The organism is Methylobacter sp., assembly GCF_023227905.1.
GTDB lineage: Bacteria > Pseudomonadota > Gammaproteobacteria > Methylococcales > Methylomonadaceae > Methylobacter_A.
On sequence record NZ_JALOCF010000007.1, the window covers coordinates 1 to 15,470 of the forward strand.

Genomic DNA, 15,470 nt, shown 5'->3' on the forward strand with positions numbered 1-15,470 from the left:
AAAGAAAAGTATCCAAAAGAAAGGCGGCCCGGTTGCCGCTTGTGTCCTGCGCTCCTCGCTTTTGCCGAGGGTCGGCAGAAGGGGCTCCTGCCCCTCTGCCAACGTGCGGCCTCCCTGCCGCACCCCTCACGGGCCATTCTCGGCAAAAGCTCCGGTGCTCGGCGCGGCAAACGGGAGATGTACATCCTGTGCGTAACATCAGTTATCAGCCTGAAATATTCGCTAAGGTTTATAGTTTCATAAGGCGGCGAATATCTCTCTGTTCTCGCTGCTTGTCCAGTCGATTGTCGGATACTTCAAAACTGACTTGTGCCAAATAATTATTCCATTGCGTTTTTTTCCATACTTTAATCAAAGGTGTGGGTGATGGCGCTATCGAGTACAGCATTAATGTGCAAATAGTCATTAATGCCGTGGCCGTCATGTTGTTATAGCTGAATAACTTCAATGCGGTGCCAAACGATTTTTTCATTCTTAAATTGGATAAATCCGTGCTGTAGAGTTCATCCAATAGCAAATGAACCACAAGCCCCAAAGCAATAAAAATACCGTTTAACCATGCAAGTAGCGCGCTCCAATGCAAAAAATAAAAACTGATGCAGGTCATTAGCAATGAAAAAAACAGGGCTGCCAATATTGAGTGAAATACGCCGCGATGATCGGTAAGCTTATTAAACAAGGCAAACATTCCGTAGCGAATGAACAGGTAAGTGCCTACTGCAATCAATATTAACTGATGATGAGGAGCGTAACTGCTTTTAACCGTATAGAGTACGGCCGCTACGCCCGTTACAGCCAATACGTTGAACAACAGTTTTACCGGTTTTGAATTGTTCGCATCAATATCAGGCAGCAGTCCGCCTAATGTGCCCAGAAAAACAAGCCACGGTATATGAGCGGGCGTAATCAGATGGATATTTTCGGCAACTAGCGCAGCCCCGATGCTGGCAGCCGTTGCGGTGAAGAGATGGGTATTAAAATTAGCCATATAAAACAGAATCCTTTTTGAAACTAAAATGCAGATGACATTTCCTGTCTGCCATTGCGAAGTTGCCAGCACGCAAGTCTGAGCTTGTGCGCCGGCAATTGTGATGCCTGCCCGGCCTAAGCCAGCAAATTAATCAATATGTTTTCATAGATGCTGGACAAAATCTCCAAATCCTCTAAGCCGACATTTTCATTGATTTTATGGATGCTTTCATTCAGCGGGCCGAGTTCGATCACCTGTGCGCCAGTCGGGGCGATAAAGCGCCCGTCCGAGGTGCCGCCGCCGGTATCGTCAACGGTTTCAAAGCCGGTCACGGTTTTGATTGCGGCATGGGCGGCATCGGTTAATGCACCGGGTCCAGTCAGGAAAGGATTGCCGGACAAGCGCCATTCCAGCTCGTATTTAAAATCGTATTTGTCCAGTATCGCGTGGGTGCGTTGCTTGATGGTTTCCTCATCCAGTTCGGTGCAAAAACGCAGGTTGAACTGCACGTTGACGCTGCCGGGGATGATATTTTCCGCGCCGGTGCCGGCATTGATGTTAGAGACCTGCAAGCTGGTCGGCGGAAAAAACTCATTGCCGTGATCCCAGACTTCTTCGGTCAGCTCTTTTAAGGCCGGAGCAAAACTGTGGATAGGGTTGTCAGCCAGTTCAGGGTAGGCAACATGGCCTTGAATCCCCTTGATACACAGTTTGGCACACAAAGAACCGCGCCGGCCGACGCGGATCACGTCGCCGATTTTTTTATCGCTGGACGGTTCGCCAACCAAACACCAGTCTATTTTCTCGTTGCGCTGTTCCAGCACTTCGACGACTTTAACCACGCCATTGGTGGCGATGCCTTCTTCGTCGCTGGTCATCATTACCGCGATAGAGCCTTGATGACTCGGGTGTTTGGCAATAAAGCGCTCGACGGCGGTAATAAAGCAGGCGATGCCGCCTTTCATATCGGCAGCGCCGCGGCCGTAAAGCTTGTCGCCGATAATGGTCGGCTCAAAAGGCGGTGAAACCCAGGCATCGACCGGACCGGTAGGCACCACATCGGTGTGGCCGAGGAAGGTCAGCAACGGCTTGGCGTCGCCGCGCCTGAGCCAAATGTTTTGGGTGTCGTCAAAGTCCAGGCGTTCTTCGTTGAAGCCCAGTTTGATTAAGCGTGCCGCCAGCACATCCTGGCAACCGGCATCTTTTGGGGTGACCGACTCGCGGCTGATAAGGTCTTTAAGGAGTTCCAGTGTGTCGCTCATAGTAATTCAGTATGTTTGTTCTCGGTTTTTGCCGCGCCTGCTCCCGGCAGGCTTGCGGCATACCCACCATCCTTGGCGGTATAGCCAATGATTAGTTTGTTGCCGATATCTAAAACCGGGCGTTTAATCAGGGTAGGGATGGTCAGCATTAGCTGCATGGCTTTTTCCTGGGTCAGATCGCTTTGCTGTTCGGCGCTGAGCTGTCGCCAGCTGGTGCTGCTGCGGTTAAGCAGTTTTGTCCAGTCTGAATGATCGACGAAATGCTGTAGCAGTTCAGGCGTCAAGCCGTCGGTTCTAAAATCGTGGAAGCGATAGCTTATGCCGTTTTGATCCAGCCAGATACGCGCTTTTTTAACGGTATCGCAGTTCTTTATGCCGTAAAGCGTATGATTTTGTTGGTTTTGCAAATTTACAATCTCCATATGAAAGTTTCGCAACATCGCACGAATTGATTTTGAAATGGAAGGGTGCGCAGCAATCCCGGACTCGTCGAGGTTAGATCCGATAATAGGCAAGGTGATTGAGGCTGTTTCAACGACTTGAGCCGACATGACGGTCAGCGTCTCCTTGAGCGATGCCTGGGCGAGAGTCGCTCTCGGCGACGCATTCAGTAACGCAACCGGCTTGTTGACAAAAGCCTCGCAGCCGACCATCCAGTCCAAGGCATTTTTCATGACTCCCGTTACGCCGTGAGCGTATTCGGGGCTGGCGATGATAACGCCGTCCGCTTTAAGAACGCGCGCGTAAAAATCAGCGACCGCAGGCGAATCGGTTATTTCAAGATCGGGATTGAACAGCGGCAGATTGCCCAGTCCAGTGTACAGCTCGACGCAAACATTGCTAGGTGCCAGGGCGACAACGGCCCTCAGCAATGCAGAGTTCAACGATGCGGCACGCAGACTACCTGAGATAGCCAGCAATCTGACAGGCGGCATCGTTGACTCTATAGGGTGCTTACAATTGGCTGTTCAGCAATTCGTCTATGCTGGGTAGTTGCTTGTCTGATTTACAGCGGTTTTTGTAAAGGTCGACGAACTCCATGAAGGCTTGTTCCAGATCAGCCAGGATTTCTTCTTCGTTTTCGCGTTCATCTTCGGGAACGTCGGGCGAATCCAAATATTCGTGTTGCAGGGCGACTTCGCTGTTTAAAGCGAGCGTGGCGTAAATGATGGCATTGTTTGAAATTTGTTCGCTCATGGTATTGACCTCGGTTAAGTTATTGAAAGGATGCAAACAGGGCTGTTATCAGTCCTGTTCTCTAAAACGAATAGTAAGACCTTGTAAAAAGTTTCTTAAAACCTGATCGCCGCATTCGCGGTGATGTTTATGGCCTTTTTGCCTGAAAAATGAGCTGAGTTCGCCTTTGGATAACTCAAAATCAGCCAGTTTCAGGGTGTTAAGCATGTCCTCTTCTTTAAATTCCAGGGCAATTCTCAGTTTTTTGAGTATGGTGTTATTGGTTAACGGTTCCGGTTTTTTTGCCTGAGCGGGAGGGTTCTCCTGCCTGCCTCTTCTATAAACAATCAGTCCGTCCAAAAACTGTTCCATCAGCTTATTATTAAGCGGAACGAAATCCGTTTCATTGTTTTTTTTGAGCAGATTGCGCAGCTCGTCCCGGCTTATTTCTGCATCGCTTAAGGCAAAGATCTCGATCATGGTCTGATCTTTAAGCTCCAAAGCGTAGCGTACCCGGCGTAATACATCGTTGTTAATCATTGTTTGCTATTAAGTGGTTGTGTCGATTGGGATGACGCAAATCATGCTTGCGTCACCCGAGAGATAGATGGCAATGGCTGCAAAGCGAGGCCTGCACCCGGCGGCAATTAATCTCTCAACAACTCGTTAATGCCCGTTTTGCTGCGCGTTCTTTCATCAACCTGCTTGATAATAACCGCGCAGTACAGGCTGTATTTGCCGTCTGCAGATGGCAGGTTGCCCGAGACGACCACCGATCCGGCGGGAATGCGGCCATAGCTGATTTCGCCGGTCATGCGGTTGTAGATTTTGGTGCTTTGACCGATGTAAACGCCCATGGAAATAACCGAGCCTTGTTCAACGATAACGCCTTCGACGATTTCCGAACGCGCGCCGATAAAGCAGTTGTCTTCAATGATGGTTGGGCCGGCTTGCAGAGGCTCAAGAACGCCGCCGATGCCGACGCCGCCGGACAAATGCACGTTCTTGCCGATTTGCGCGCAAGAACCGACTGTAACCCAGGTATCGACCATCGTGCCGCTATCGACATAGCCGCCGATGTTCACGTAGGACGGCATCAAGATGGCGCCGGGGGCAATATAAGAACCGCGGCGGGCGACTGCGTTCGGTACGACGCGAACGCCGGCTTTGGCGAAATCTTCTTCGCTGTAGTTTGCGAATTTGCTATCAACTTTGTCGTAATAACGCGTGTTGCCGCCGTCCATCAGCTTGTTTTCGTTGATTCTGAACGACAACAATACGGCTTTTTTCAGCCACTGGTTAGTAACCCATTCACCGCTGGTTTTTTCGGCGACGCGGGCTTTGCCGCTGTCCAGTAAATTGATCGCCTCTTCGACAGCTGCGCGCACTTCAGCGGAAACGCTGCTAGGGGAAATGTCGGCACGGTTTTCAAAGGCGTCGTTAATAATTTTTTCTAGTTGTGACATGGTTTCTTTTATAAAGAGTTAAGGAAATTTTTTATGCGTTGCGCGGCTTCTACGCATTCGTCCAAGGGCGCAACCAGCGCAATTCTGACGTGGTTAAGGCCGGGATTAACACCATCGCAATCACGAGACAGGAAACTGCCGGGCAGCACAGTGATGTTTTGCCCAGCAAACAGCTGCTGGGCAAACTCGGTATCGGCAGTCGGCGTTTTCAACCAGACGTAAAAACTGGCTGGCGGTTTGGTGATTGTGCAGACGTCGCCGAGGATATCGATGAAGGCGGCGAATTTTTCCCGGTACAAACGGCGGTTTTCGATAACATGGCGCTCATCCTGCCAGGCCTGAATACTCGCATGTTGAGTAGGCAGAGGCATTGCGCAGCCATGATAAGTCCGGTATTGAAAATAATATTTCAATATCTCGGCGTCGCCCGCGACAAAGCCTGAGCGCAAGCCCGGCGCATTGGAGCGCTTGGATAAACTGTGGAAAATAACGCAGCGTTTGAATGCCGTGTTGCCTATGTTATAGGCGGTTTGCAGCAGACCGGGCGGCGGATTATTTTCGTCATCATAGATTTCGGTGTAGCACTCGTCGGAGGCGATCACGAAGTCATGTTTCTCCGCCAGCTTAAGCAGCTTCTCGTGGCTGGATTGGTCGATCACCGAACCGGTCGGATTGCCGGGCGAGCAGATATAAATCAACTGGCAGCGTTGCCATATTTCATCCGGCACCGCATCAAAATCTGGCAAATAACCGGAGTCTTCCAGCGTGTTCAAATAATAGGGTTCTGCTCCTGCCAGCAAGGCCGCGCCTTCATATATCTGATAAAACGGGTTCGGCATGATAACGACGGGATTGGCCTTGGTCGGATCGATAAGGCATTGGGCAAACGAAAACAATGCTTCACGGGTGCCGTTAACCGGTAAAACCTGGGTTTCAGGATTAATGCCGTCAGCCGGAATCTGAAAACGTCGGCTGATCCATTCGGCTATCGCCTGTCTGAGTTCAGGTATGCCTTTGGTGGTCGGGTAGTTAGCCAAACCATGCAAATGGGTTAGCAGCGCTTCCTGGACCAAATGCGGCGTGGCATGGGTTGGCTCGCCCATAGACAGGGCGATGTGCGATTTGTCTGCGGGCGGAGTAATACCTTGTTTAAGTTGCGCCAGCTTCTCAAACGGGTAGGGATGTAAGCGTTTTAAATTAGGGGTCATTGATTAATTGCAATGCGGTTGTTTACCCGCAGCTTGGGCTTGCTGAAACAGTCCCATCGCTTGCGGCATGTTCTTTTCCAGGTCTTGAATGCGTGTGGCATGCGAAGGGTGAGTCGACATAAATTCTATGGGCTGCTGGCCTTGCGCTGCCCGATCCATTTTTTGCCACAAGCCGATGCTTTGTCTTGGGTCAAAGCCCGCTTTGGCCATTAAATCCAGGCCGATCTTGTCGGCTTCGCTTTCGTGCACACGGCTGTAGGGCATCAAGATGCCGTATTGCGCGCCGACACCCAACATACCGAGCGCTGCTTGCCCGAGTACGGTTTGTGGTGCGCTGACTGCCTGAATGACGCTCATGCCCGAACTAACCGCCATTTCTTGCGATGCCCGCTCATTGCTGTGCTTGGCAAGGACGTGGCCGACTTCATGGCCGATGACCGCAGCCAATTGATCCTGGTTGTCGACCAATGCGAGCATGCCGGTGTGTACGCCGATTTTGTTGCCGGGCAAGGCAAAAGCGTTAGGCGAGGCGTCCTCAAAGACCACTACTTCCCAGGTGCCGCCCGTTTCCTGAGTAATTGACCGAGCAATGCAGCTTGCCAACTGGTTATGTTGACTGTTGGCGCTGACAGGTTTTTGTTGCTTCAGATCATTAAAAGCCTGTAGGCCCATTTGATTAATTTGTGTATCGGGCAGAAAAACAAATTGGGTTCTGCCTGTAGGGCTGGTGGCGCAAGCGTTTAATAAGAGGATAACCAGAACTGGAACTATTTTTTTGCACATAAAAAATGACCTCTAGCTGCTAATAAGACAGAGGCCATTTTAACGTAAGTTTTTATCCGAGGCTTAAAAATGTACCTGTTTGATCAAAATTTCAGGATTTTGGCGAACATCGCATCATAATCTTCTTTTGACAGCACACCGCTGACTCCGGTGCGCTGATGGGCTTTATCGAAGAAATAGGTTCTGGGCAGTTCGCCATACCATTTGGGATCGATTTCAAATTGCAGCTTCTGGGTATTGTCATCGGCATAAGCCCAGCTTTCAATGTCGGTTAACTGGTTTTTTGCAAGAATTTGCTGAATTTGCTCAGTTGAGCCCGGCTCATCCGCCGCCAGCATGATCATTTTAAGATCGGGTCTGTTTTTGTGAATATTGCTTAACAATTCCATGTCTTTCAGGCAGGAAGGACAGTTGATCGACCAGACCACCAGCATGAATGGCTGGTTGGCGTTGGCAGCTAATATTTGTTGATAACTTCCTGAGGTAAATGCAGACGGATCGGCCTGTGCCGGAATATTAAAAGCAGTGATAAATGTAAAGGCTACGCTTAGGAAAATTTGTTTTAAGGTCATGATTCAATTCCTGTGTCCGATTGTAAAAAGTTTGTTGTGTGGCTTGAGTAACATCATTTTCCGCGCCGCTCGAGAATGGTGTACAAAGCCATTCCGGACACCATCGATATAACGAATAGCCATGCTTTGGGTTGCCCTGCGGCAGCACTTACCACAGCAGGTCCCGGACAAAATCCTGAAAGCCCCCAGCCGATGCCGAACACCAGGCTGCCTAATAGCAAACGCGTATCCAGCTTGGTTGCGGAGGACAAGCGCATAGGTGCGCCAAGCAAACTGAACTGGCGCTTTTTGGCAATAGTAAAGCCAATAGCGCCGATCAAAATAGCGCCAGCCATGACGAAGGCGAGCGACGGGTCCCAAGCTCCAGCCAAATCCAGAAAACCGATGACCTTCGCTGGATCGGTCATTCCGGAAATAATCAGGCCCAACCCAAACAGCAGTCCAACGACAAAAGCATTAAGATTCAGCATGATTAGAGTCCTATCAAGTGGCGGGTCAGATAGACGGTGATAATGCCCGCCATCATGAAAGTCAATGTTGCCGCAATGGAGCGGATCGAACCGCGGGAAATGCCGCAAACGCCGTGGCCGCTGGTGCAGCCTGACGCATAGCTGGTGCCCAGGCCCACCAGCAGGCCGGCAATGATCAATTGCGCGGTGTCCGCTTCAATGGTCACAGCAGGCAGGTCGAAGGCGATTTGATAGAGATACGGCGAAGCCATCATGCCGAGCAGAAACATGATGCGCCAGATTTTGTCCCCTTGGGCGGCTTGAAGCAATCCGCCCAAAATCCCGCTAATCCCGGCAATCCGGCCATTCAATAACACAAACATTGCGGCGGCGATGCCAATCAATAAGCCGCCGAAGAGACCGGCAATGTAGGCGTCGTGAGTAAAGTCAGACAGATTCATAGATATTCTTCAAAATGTGGGCGCTATAGTTTAATCATTTGTATCATCAAAAAGGCTTAACCACCGCCAGGATTACAATGCCGACCAGAAACAAAACCGGCACTTCATTCATCCAGCGGTAAAAAACATGGCTACGGCGGTTGCGGTCATGTTTAAAATCAAGCAGCCATTGATAACAGAAATAGTGGTAAACCAGCGTCAACACCAACAGCGCCAGCTTTGCGTGCAGCCAGCCGGCAGTAGCATAAACAGCCCAGTCGTAAGCCACCAGCATCCAGATACCGAACAGCAAGGTCGCTATCATGCCCGGCGTCATAATGCCGAAGAACAGCTTGCGCTCCATTACCTTAAAACGCTCGTTGCTGATCTTGTCATTGCTCATCGCGTGATAAACATACAGGCGCGGCAGGTAAAACAGGCCTGCAAACCAAGTGACCATAAAAATCAGGTGTAGCGCTTTTAACCAGAGCATGGCTTAGCCTTTAAGTAGTGATTCGATATTTGTTTTCATTTTTGCTAAGTCAAAAAGGCCGATTTCTTTTTTAACGACCGAGCCGTCCGGGGCAATCAAAAAGGTGCTGGGCGTAAACATGATGCCACCGAAAGCCTGGGCGTGTTCCGAATTTAAATCCAGCGCCACAGGGTAGGGCAGTTGTTTGGCCTTGGTCATATCGACGACGTGGTTCGGCGGGTCGTAATACATCGCAACGGCAACCATCTCAAGGCCTGATGCATGGTATTGAGTGTAGAGGTCAATTAAGTCGGGAATTTCCTGGATACAAGACGGGCAGTCAGTCGCCCAGAACGTAACGATAACCGGTTTGCCGCGCAAATCTTTTAAAGCGATTTTTTGACCGGTGATCGTGGTGAAAGTCACATCCGGGGCGGAAGTGATGGTTTTGCCACAGCTTATTAAAGCGCTTATTAAAATGAGCGGTAACAGTAATAAACCGAACTGCCGGTATATTTTTTTCATGGGTTTGATTGCTTGAATGTCTGGGAATGGAAACAAAATAACATACCCAATTTAAAAAACCATAACAACTCCGGATTGAGTCTCTATATGCATAATTCCGGCGCAGCTTTTTAACCAGGTATAAATTTATAACTGCCCTAAATTATCCGGCAACTTCAATTTACGAGTTGGTCGAGAAGCTGCACCGGTACGGCATTATGGTACTGGGTTTGTTCATGTTCGGCTTTGAGGGTGACGAACCGTCGGTGTTCGAGGAGACTTTAAAATTCAATATCGATGCCAAGTTCGACATGTGCGGTTGTTCGTTGTTAACGCCGTACCCAGGCACTATCAACTGGTTTGAGATGATGCGCCGCAAGCAGATCGTGTCATTCGACTGGGATAAATACGATCAGTCCCATATTGTCTTCAAATCGGCCGGATTGTCGGTCGAGCAGTTCTATAACGGTTATCTGGACACTTATGACGGATTTTATACGCTGTCGCGTTTTCCGTGGGACTGCTCCCGCAACCCTGCAAACTGGGCTATCTACAACGCCTTCTTTCGCAAAGGCGGCGTTGTCACCCGTGACCCTGACCAGCTCATCGCAAGGCCGACGCCTGAACCCGAGTTCGCGGCCATGCCGCCGTTGATGCTGCAAAAAGCGGCATGGCGGGAATTGGTGATGGGCACTCCGGGAGGCGGTGGAGGAAGCACTTTTGAATAATGAGGGGGCTGCGTTCGCCAGCTACTTTGCAATAATGGCCGCGTATTGCAAAGTAGCCGGCGTATGTTCTATACCGTACAGACTAAGCTTAATCTTGCCGATAAGCTTTTGACATGAGGAGGATTTCAGAGATCACGATTGAGCTCTTACCGGCTTTATGTGATGGGTTATTAATATTGTTAGTTCCGAAGTCTTAAGTTATTTGTGGCCGTGCAATTTGTCGAAAGTATCTTGGCAACCGCATCGTCGATTTCATCGAAATGACGGTCTCAGAGGCAAGGCCATACTGTCTGGGTTTTCACTTAAAAGCGTTACCTATCAGGAGAACTACCATGTCAACTGGCACAATTTTACTAATAATCTTAATTATTATGCTGATCGGAGTCATTCCAGCATGGCCGCACAGCCGGGGATGGGGCTATGGACCCAGCGGAGGGCTTGGGCTGATATTGATTATCTTGTTAGTCTTGGTGTTGATGGGCGTCATCTAGCCGTAGATTAAGCGCCTTTTGCCGTATCTTTTATAATAACAGCCGATGCGGGTTGTCTCGTTAAGAGGCAAACCAAGCTGGAAGATATGCACTTATTCCGGCGTTTTAGTGCGAAGCTTGGTTTATTTTAAACCCGCTAAGCGGGCAGAGAGCTGATGCATCAGCAACGCGCCGAGTATAAGCAATGTGCCTGTCGCCACTTTCATGGTCAGCGGTTCGTTATTAACGGCATGACCTAACAGCAAAGCCATGACCGGTGAAATTAAGGCAACCAGTGCAACCTTGGTAGCGGTCTGGTGGATGAGCAAATAGTAATAAAGCACGAAACCAATCGTTGTTGCTATCGCCCCCAGATAGACAATGGACGCCATGCTAACAAGTGAAATTTCAGTCGGCCAATGGCCGTCAAACATTGCCCAGGTAATCAGATAAGCCGGCAGAGACAGCAACAGGCCGCCAGTCACCTGGGATAAAGCCGGTATTTTTCCATCAATGCGTTTGACCCAAACCGAACTGACAGCCTGCAAAAATGTAGACACCAGCACGCCGATGATACCCAGCGCAGCGTCATGCCCCAATTGCAATGCCGAGCCGAACATGATCCACAAACCGCTAATGCCCAGAATATAGGCCAGCAGGTTTCCCAGCGTCAGGCTCCGTTCCCCCAGCCAGATCGCCGCCAGCAAAGCCGTCATCAATGGCAAAAGGCCGAAGATCACCGAAATCCAGCCGGAAGGAATAAACTGCGCTGCCCAATAAACCACCAGCATCGACCCGTAAATTTGCACGGCCACGGCAAGGTAAGTCTGTAGCGCTTTAGAGTGCCAAGCCAAGCGTTGCCTGGACAGGCCCAGCATCAACAAGATACAAACTGTCCCGATTACCATTCGCCCGGTTACCCCGAACAGATAACCCGCTCCTTCGCCGCTCCATTTGATAGCCAGCGGTGTTGTCGACCAAAGTAAAATAACACTGATATAGGCTAGAGGTATGCGCATCAATTCAAATCGGATGGTGTAAAGAAAGGTGATAGCTATCGATTATCGATAGCTATCACCAATAGATAATTTACTTGGCCGGTGCTAATTCAAAAATGATGATTTCAGCCGCATCGTCGCCGACGTTTTCTACCGACATCAGCTCGCCCGATTCCCAAAAAACTTCGCCGGCAGAGTAGGTGTTGGCTTTGCCGCCTTCGACGACTTTTAACGTGCCTTTAACCACATAACGAGGCCCAGGGCCTTCATGGGTATGCCAAGGCGTTTTAAACGCAGGAGGAAACGCGACCCGTATCATTTTAGTATTGATGTTCGGGCTGGAAAGCTCCAGCTTCTTTTCCAGTAATACGGTTCTGTTCAGGTTGGTTTTCTCTTGAGCTGAGACAGTTTGTATGCCGCTCAAATATATCGCTGTAAGCGTTGCCAGAATAAATCCCGTTGCTTTGATAGTTGGTATTTTTGACATCTATTGGCCTCTCGGTTTTAGGTTAATTATTATTTAATTAATTCATCTTATAGCTTTATTAAAGCGGCTTAAATAAAAAAGTATACGCTAGCGCCAGCTTTTTCTAATTGTTAAATTCTTTAAATGCACACAGAATATGCGCATTATTATAACGCCTTGACCGGTTTGCCCACTGAAAGAGACGATGCTTATTGCTCTGGATTTTTAATGGCCGGCATTTAAATCACAACACCAACTGCGCATGAATATCGACAATATCACCCAAGTAAAAAACTACCTGCTTAATCTGCAAGATCAAATCTGCGCGGCACTGGAAAGCGTGGAACCTGAAGCCCGTTTTATTGAAGACCTTTGGAACAGGACCGAAGGAGGCGGCGGCAGAACGAGGGTGTTGGCTAATGGCCGGGTTATCGAGCAGGGCGGCGTTAATTTCTCGCATGTGTCCGGTTTTAAGTTACCTCCTTCTGCCACGGCTAAACGCCCGGAACTGGCAGACCGGCAATTTCAGGCGATGGGCGTGTCGCTGGTTATCCATCCCAACAATCCCTATGTGCCGACCTCGCATGCCAATGTGCGGTTTCTAATCGCGGAAAAACCGGGCGAACCGACTATCTGGTGGTTCGGCGGCGGTTTTGATTTAACGCCGTTTTATCCGTTTAAAGAAGATGTGCTGTACTGGCACCAAACCGCCCGGGCCGCTTGCCAGCCTTTCGGCGATGATATCTATCCGGCTTACAAAAAATGGTGCGACGAATACTTCTTCCTGAAACATCGGAATGAAACCCGTGGCGTAGGCGGGCTGTTTTTTGATGATTTGAACGAGTGGGGCTTTGATAAGTCATTCGCCTTTATGCAAAGCGTCGGCAATCATTATATTGACGCTTATCTGCCTATCGTGCAAAAACGCAAAGATACGCCGTATGGCGACAGGGAGCGCGATTTCCAGCTATACCGCCGGGGGCGTTATGTTGAATTTAACTTGGTTTACGATCGCGGCACATTGTTTGGCCTGCAATCGGGTGGACGCACCGAATCGATTTTAATGTCGATGCCGCCGGTAGCACACTGGAAATACAACTGGCAGCCCGAGCCCGGCAGTGCCGAAGCCGTGCTTTATGATGAATATTTAAAGCCGCAAAATTGGCTCGGTGCTTGAGTGGGTAATAAAAAAATATACGAAAATTAAAATTTTTACCATGAAGCCAAAAGTAGGCGCCTCTAGGCGACACGAAGAACACGAAGAAAAACAAAGCAAAAACTTCGTGTTTTCGTGGCGATATGTTTAATACTTCCTGCTTAGTCATTAGAACTTGCCTGAGAATAAATTGAAAACTATAATCGAGCATTTTTGTAATGGGCGGCAGATTGCGGCCTATTTATTAATTACAGACGGAAGCAATGACTAGCCACATTATGCCAACTTATGGACGCTTACCCATCACCTTCGAACGGGGAGAGGGTGCATGGCTTTTTGATCAAAACAATAACCGTTACCTGGATGCGGTATCCGGCGTAGCGGTGTGCAGCCTGGGTCATGCGCATCCTGCCGTGCATCAAGCGATCTGCAAACAAAGCGAAAAGCTGCTGCATACGTCAAACCTTTACAATATCGCCGTTCAGGAACAGTTGGCCGACAAGCTGATCGAAAAAAGCGGCATGGATAACGTCTTTTTTTGCAATTCCGGTGCCGAAGCTAATGAAGCAGCGATCAAATTGGCGCGCAAATACGGTCACGAACAAGGCATAGAAAACCCGGCGATTATCGTCATGGAAAAAAGCTTTCATGGCCGCACGCTGGCAACACTGAGCGCTACCGGCAATGCTAAAATCCAGCAAGGCTTTGCGCCGCTGGTTGAAGGCTTTATTCGGGTGCCGTACAACGATGTCAAGGCCATTGAACAGGCGGTTGAACAACATAAAAATGTCGTCGCCGTTTTGGTTGAACCCATACAAGGGGAAGGCGGCGTTAATGTTCCCGCTGACGATTATCTTAACCAAATCCGCAGTCTTTGCGACCGTCATCATTTGCTGATGATGCTTGATGAAATTCAAACCGGGGTTGGCCGTACCGGCAGATTCCTTGCTTTTCAGCACAACGGGATACTCCCGGATGTTTGCACCTTGGCCAAAGCCTTGGGCAACGGTGTGCCCATCGGCGCCTGCCTGGCACGAGGCAAAGCGGCCAAGGTATTCACAGCAGGCAATCACGGTTCCACATTCGGCGGCAATCCGTTAGCCTGTAGTGCGGCTTTAGCCGTGCTGGCGACACTGGATGCTGAAAACCTGATCGAACAAGCTGCGCAAAAAGGCGATGCGATCTGCTCGGCATTTAAAGAACAGTTACGTGGCAATACTCATGTGGTCGATATTCGCCACAAAGGCATGATGATCGGCATCGAGCTCGACAGCCCTTGCGCTGAGTTAGTGCAAGCTGCGCTGCAAAATAATTTATTGATCAATGTCACTAGTGAAAAAACTATCCGTTTGCTGCCGCCATTGATTATTAACGATCAACAAATCGCTCAACTCGTAGAAACTTTATCGACGCTTATTGTTAAGCACACGGACACCCCCCATGAATCCTAGACATTTCATCAGTCTGCTTGACTTATCCGGCGACGAATTTCGTAGTTTGATCAGTCGGGCTATCGCACTAAAAAATAACCGCGATCCTGATTATCAACCGTTAAAAGGTCAGGTCTTGGCAATGATTTTTGAAAAATCATCGACACGCACCCGTATTTCATTTGAAGCGGGTATGAGTCATTTTGGCGGCAGCGCATTATTTTTATCGCCCAGAGATACGCAGTTGGGTCGTGGCGAACCGCTGCAAGACAGCGCCAAAGTTATCTCAAGTATGGTCGATTGCATCATGCTTAGAACCGATAAGCACGAAACGGTGACTACATTCGCGCAATATTCAAGCGTTCCTGTAATCAATGGCTTAACCGACTTGCAGCACCCCTGCCAATTGCTGGCAGACATGCAGACTTATTTTGAACATCGCGGCGATATTAAAGGTAAGACGGTAACCTGGATCGGTGACGGCAATAATATGTGTCATTCTTATATCCATGCGGCCATGGTGCTGGGCTTTACGTTGAACATTGCCTGCCCGAAAAATTATCAGCCCTTAGCATCGATCGTTGACGCTGCCGGAGAACGCGTCCGGTTCTTTGATACGCCGCTGGAAGCCGCCCAGAATTCGGATCTGGTAGTCACTGATGTTTGGGCCAGTATGGGCCAGGAAGAAGAACAAAAACAACGCGAATTGGCCTTTAAGGATTATCAGGTCAACGCCGAGATCATGAAAGCTGCTCATAGCGATGCGCTGTTCATGCATTGTCTGCCCGCCCATCGGGGAGAGGAGGTCAGCGCCGAAGTGATTGACGGCTCTCAAAGCGTTATTTTCGATGAAGCTGAAAATCGCTTGCATGCACAAAAGGCATTACTGGAATTTCTCCTGTGCAACAAACCACGTTAGA

Annotated in this window: 20 protein-coding genes; 5 read left to right on the plus strand and 15 right to left on the minus strand. The window is 49.4% G+C overall.

The window, feature by feature from the left end; all coding sequences use genetic code 11:
• Positions 1-229: 229 nt before the first annotated feature.
• From M0R47_RS04395 to M0R47_RS04460, 13 genes are all read right to left on the minus strand, one after another.
• The gene (locus tag M0R47_RS04395; protein ID WP_292550848.1) at positions 230-988 is read right to left on the minus strand and encodes a metal-dependent hydrolase; all 759 of its coding nucleotides are present in this window, start codon (positions 986-988) and stop codon (positions 230-232) included.
• A gap of 116 nt (positions 989-1,104) precedes the next feature.
• Positions 1,105-2,232, minus strand: a complete 1,128-nt coding sequence (gene dapE, locus M0R47_RS04400; protein ID WP_292550851.1) for a succinyl-diaminopimelate desuccinylase — start codon at positions 2,230-2,232, stop codon at positions 1,105-1,107.
• Positions 2,229-3,167, minus strand: a complete 939-nt coding sequence (locus M0R47_RS21865; protein ID WP_366513167.1) for an ArsC family reductase — start codon at positions 3,165-3,167, stop codon at positions 2,229-2,231. Before M0R47_RS21865 ends, dapE begins: the two co-directional genes overlap by 4 nt.
• 19 nt (positions 3,168-3,186) lie before the next feature.
• On the minus strand, positions 3,187-3,429 hold the full coding sequence (locus M0R47_RS04415; RefSeq protein ID WP_292550854.1) for a hypothetical protein: 243 nt from the start codon (positions 3,427-3,429) through the stop codon (positions 3,187-3,189).
• Positions 3,430-3,477: 48 nt separating this feature from the next.
• Positions 3,478-3,948, minus strand: a complete 471-nt coding sequence (locus tag M0R47_RS04420) for a DUF1456 family protein (RefSeq protein ID WP_292550857.1) — start codon at positions 3,946-3,948, stop codon at positions 3,478-3,480.
• 107 nt (positions 3,949-4,055) lie between these two features.
• Complete coding sequence (gene dapD, locus M0R47_RS04425) at positions 4,056-4,874, minus strand: 2,3,4,5-tetrahydropyridine-2,6-dicarboxylate N-succinyltransferase (protein ID WP_292550860.1); 819 nt, start codon at positions 4,872-4,874, stop codon at positions 4,056-4,058.
• Between the two features lie 8 nt (positions 4,875-4,882).
• A complete protein-coding gene (dapC, locus tag M0R47_RS04430; RefSeq protein WP_292550863.1) occupies positions 4,883-6,082 on the minus strand; it encodes a succinyldiaminopimelate transaminase in 1,200 nt (399 codons plus the stop codon).
• 3 nt (positions 6,083-6,085) lie between these two features.
• Complete coding sequence (locus M0R47_RS04435; protein ID WP_292550866.1) at positions 6,086-6,865, minus strand: M48 family metallopeptidase; 780 nt, start codon at positions 6,863-6,865, stop codon at positions 6,086-6,088.
• An 83-nt stretch (positions 6,866-6,948) separates the two neighbouring features.
• Positions 6,949-7,437, minus strand: coding sequence for a hypothetical protein (locus M0R47_RS04440; protein ID WP_292550869.1), 489 nt, complete (start codon positions 7,435-7,437; stop codon positions 6,949-6,951).
• 53 nt (positions 7,438-7,490) lie between these two features.
• Positions 7,491-7,907 carry a YeeE/YedE family protein gene (locus M0R47_RS04445; protein ID WP_292550871.1) on the minus strand — a complete coding sequence of 139 codons (417 nt, stop codon included), beginning with the start codon at positions 7,905-7,907 and terminating at the stop codon, positions 7,491-7,493.
• 2 nt (positions 7,908-7,909) lie between these two features.
• Complete coding sequence (locus M0R47_RS04450) at positions 7,910-8,347, minus strand: YeeE/YedE family protein (RefSeq protein WP_292550874.1); 438 nt, start codon at positions 8,345-8,347, stop codon at positions 7,910-7,912.
• 46 nt (positions 8,348-8,393) lie between these two features.
• Positions 8,394-8,819 carry a protoporphyrinogen oxidase HemJ gene (hemJ, locus tag M0R47_RS04455; RefSeq protein WP_292550877.1) on the minus strand — a complete coding sequence of 142 codons (426 nt, stop codon included), beginning with the start codon at positions 8,817-8,819 and terminating at the stop codon, positions 8,394-8,396.
• A gap of 3 nt (positions 8,820-8,822) precedes the next feature.
• The gene (locus M0R47_RS04460) at positions 8,823-9,323 is read right to left on the minus strand and encodes a TlpA disulfide reductase family protein (protein WP_292550880.1); all 501 of its coding nucleotides are present in this window, start codon (positions 9,321-9,323) and stop codon (positions 8,823-8,825) included.
• 197 nt (positions 9,324-9,520) lie between these two features.
• On the opposite strand from M0R47_RS04460, the gene M0R47_RS04465 reads away from it, so the two are divergent.
• Positions 9,521-10,030, plus strand: a complete 510-nt coding sequence (locus M0R47_RS04465) for a hypothetical protein (protein WP_292550883.1) — start codon at positions 9,521-9,523, stop codon at positions 10,028-10,030.
• A 332-nt stretch (positions 10,031-10,362) separates the two neighbouring features.
• Entirely contained in the window at positions 10,363-10,521 is a 159-nt protein-coding gene (locus M0R47_RS04470) for a DUF3309 family protein (RefSeq protein WP_292550886.1), read from the plus strand.
• 122 nt (positions 10,522-10,643) lie between these two features.
• On the opposite strand, the gene M0R47_RS04475 is transcribed toward M0R47_RS04470, so the two are convergent.
• Positions 10,644-11,519, minus strand: a complete 876-nt coding sequence (locus M0R47_RS04475) for a DMT family transporter (protein WP_292550888.1) — start codon at positions 11,517-11,519, stop codon at positions 10,644-10,646.
• Positions 11,520-11,589: 70 nt separating this feature from the next.
• On the minus strand, positions 11,590-11,985 hold the full coding sequence (locus M0R47_RS04480; protein WP_292550890.1) for a cupin domain-containing protein: 396 nt from the start codon (positions 11,983-11,985) through the stop codon (positions 11,590-11,592).
• 241 nt (positions 11,986-12,226) lie between these two features.
• Here M0R47_RS04480 and hemF point away from each other — a divergent pair, with 241 nt between their 5' ends.
• The 3 genes from hemF (at position 12,227) to argF (ending at position 15,469) form a co-directional block, all read left to right on the plus strand.
• Positions 12,227-13,141: an oxygen-dependent coproporphyrinogen oxidase gene (gene hemF / locus M0R47_RS04485; RefSeq protein ID WP_292550892.1), complete on the plus strand. Its 915-nt coding sequence runs from the start codon at positions 12,227-12,229 to the stop codon at positions 13,139-13,141.
• Positions 13,142-13,383: 242 nt separating this feature from the next.
• The gene (locus M0R47_RS04490) at positions 13,384-14,571 is read left to right on the plus strand and encodes an acetylornithine transaminase (protein WP_292550895.1); all 1,188 of its coding nucleotides are present in this window, start codon (positions 13,384-13,386) and stop codon (positions 14,569-14,571) included.
• On the plus strand, positions 14,561-15,469 hold the full coding sequence (argF, locus tag M0R47_RS04495) for an ornithine carbamoyltransferase (RefSeq protein ID WP_292550897.1): 909 nt from the start codon (positions 14,561-14,563) through the stop codon (positions 15,467-15,469). Before M0R47_RS04490 ends, argF begins: the two co-directional genes overlap by 11 nt.
• The last annotated feature ends 1 nt before the right edge of the window (position 15,470 follow it).

Coding starts and splice junctions, on each gene's coding strand:
- M0R47_RS04480 (WP_292550890.1), bottom strand. CDS start 11,985: ATGTCAAAAATACCAACTATCAAAGCAACGGGATTTATTCTGGCAACG.
- M0R47_RS04435 (WP_292550866.1), bottom strand. CDS start 6,865: ATGTGCAAAAAAATAGTTCCAGTTCTGGTTATCCTCTTATTAAACGCT.
- M0R47_RS04420 (WP_292550857.1), bottom strand. CDS start 3,948: ATGATTAACAACGATGTATTACGCCGGGTACGCTACGCTTTGGAGCTT.
- argF (WP_292550897.1), top strand. CDS start 14,561: ATGAATCCTAGACATTTCATCAGTCTGCTTGACTTATCCGGCGACGAA.
- M0R47_RS04460 (WP_292550880.1), bottom strand. CDS start 9,323: ATGAAAAAAATATACCGGCAGTTCGGTTTATTACTGTTACCGCTCATT.
- M0R47_RS04475 (WP_292550888.1), bottom strand. CDS start 11,519: ATGCGCATACCTCTAGCCTATATCAGTGTTATTTTACTTTGGTCGACA.
- hemJ (WP_292550877.1), bottom strand. CDS start 8,819: ATGCTCTGGTTAAAAGCGCTACACCTGATTTTTATGGTCACTTGGTTT.
- M0R47_RS04465 (WP_292550883.1), top strand. CDS start 9,521: ATGGTACTGGGTTTGTTCATGTTCGGCTTTGAGGGTGACGAACCGTCG.
- M0R47_RS04470 (WP_292550886.1), top strand. CDS start 10,363: ATGTCAACTGGCACAATTTTACTAATAATCTTAATTATTATGCTGATC.
- M0R47_RS21865 (WP_366513167.1), bottom strand. CDS start 3,167: ATGCCGCCTGTCAGATTGCTGGCTATCTCAGGTAGTCTGCGTGCCGCA.
- M0R47_RS04395 (WP_292550848.1), bottom strand. CDS start 988: ATGGCTAATTTTAATACCCATCTCTTCACCGCAACGGCTGCCAGCATC.
- M0R47_RS04415 (WP_292550854.1), bottom strand. CDS start 3,429: ATGAGCGAACAAATTTCAAACAATGCCATCATTTACGCCACGCTCGCT.
- M0R47_RS04450 (WP_292550874.1), bottom strand. CDS start 8,347: ATGAATCTGTCTGACTTTACTCACGACGCCTACATTGCCGGTCTCTTC.
- hemF (WP_292550892.1), top strand. CDS start 12,227: ATGAATATCGACAATATCACCCAAGTAAAAAACTACCTGCTTAATCTG.
- dapC (WP_292550863.1), bottom strand. CDS start 6,082: ATGACCCCTAATTTAAAACGCTTACATCCCTACCCGTTTGAGAAGCTG.
- M0R47_RS04440 (WP_292550869.1), bottom strand. CDS start 7,437: ATGACCTTAAAACAAATTTTCCTAAGCGTAGCCTTTACATTTATCACT.
- dapD (WP_292550860.1), bottom strand. CDS start 4,874: ATGTCACAACTAGAAAAAATTATTAACGACGCCTTTGAAAACCGTGCC.
- M0R47_RS04445 (WP_292550871.1), bottom strand. CDS start 7,907: ATGCTGAATCTTAATGCTTTTGTCGTTGGACTGCTGTTTGGGTTGGGC.
- dapE (WP_292550851.1), bottom strand. CDS start 2,232: ATGAGCGACACACTGGAACTCCTTAAAGACCTTATCAGCCGCGAGTCG.
- M0R47_RS04490 (WP_292550895.1), top strand. CDS start 13,384: ATGACTAGCCACATTATGCCAACTTATGGACGCTTACCCATCACCTTC.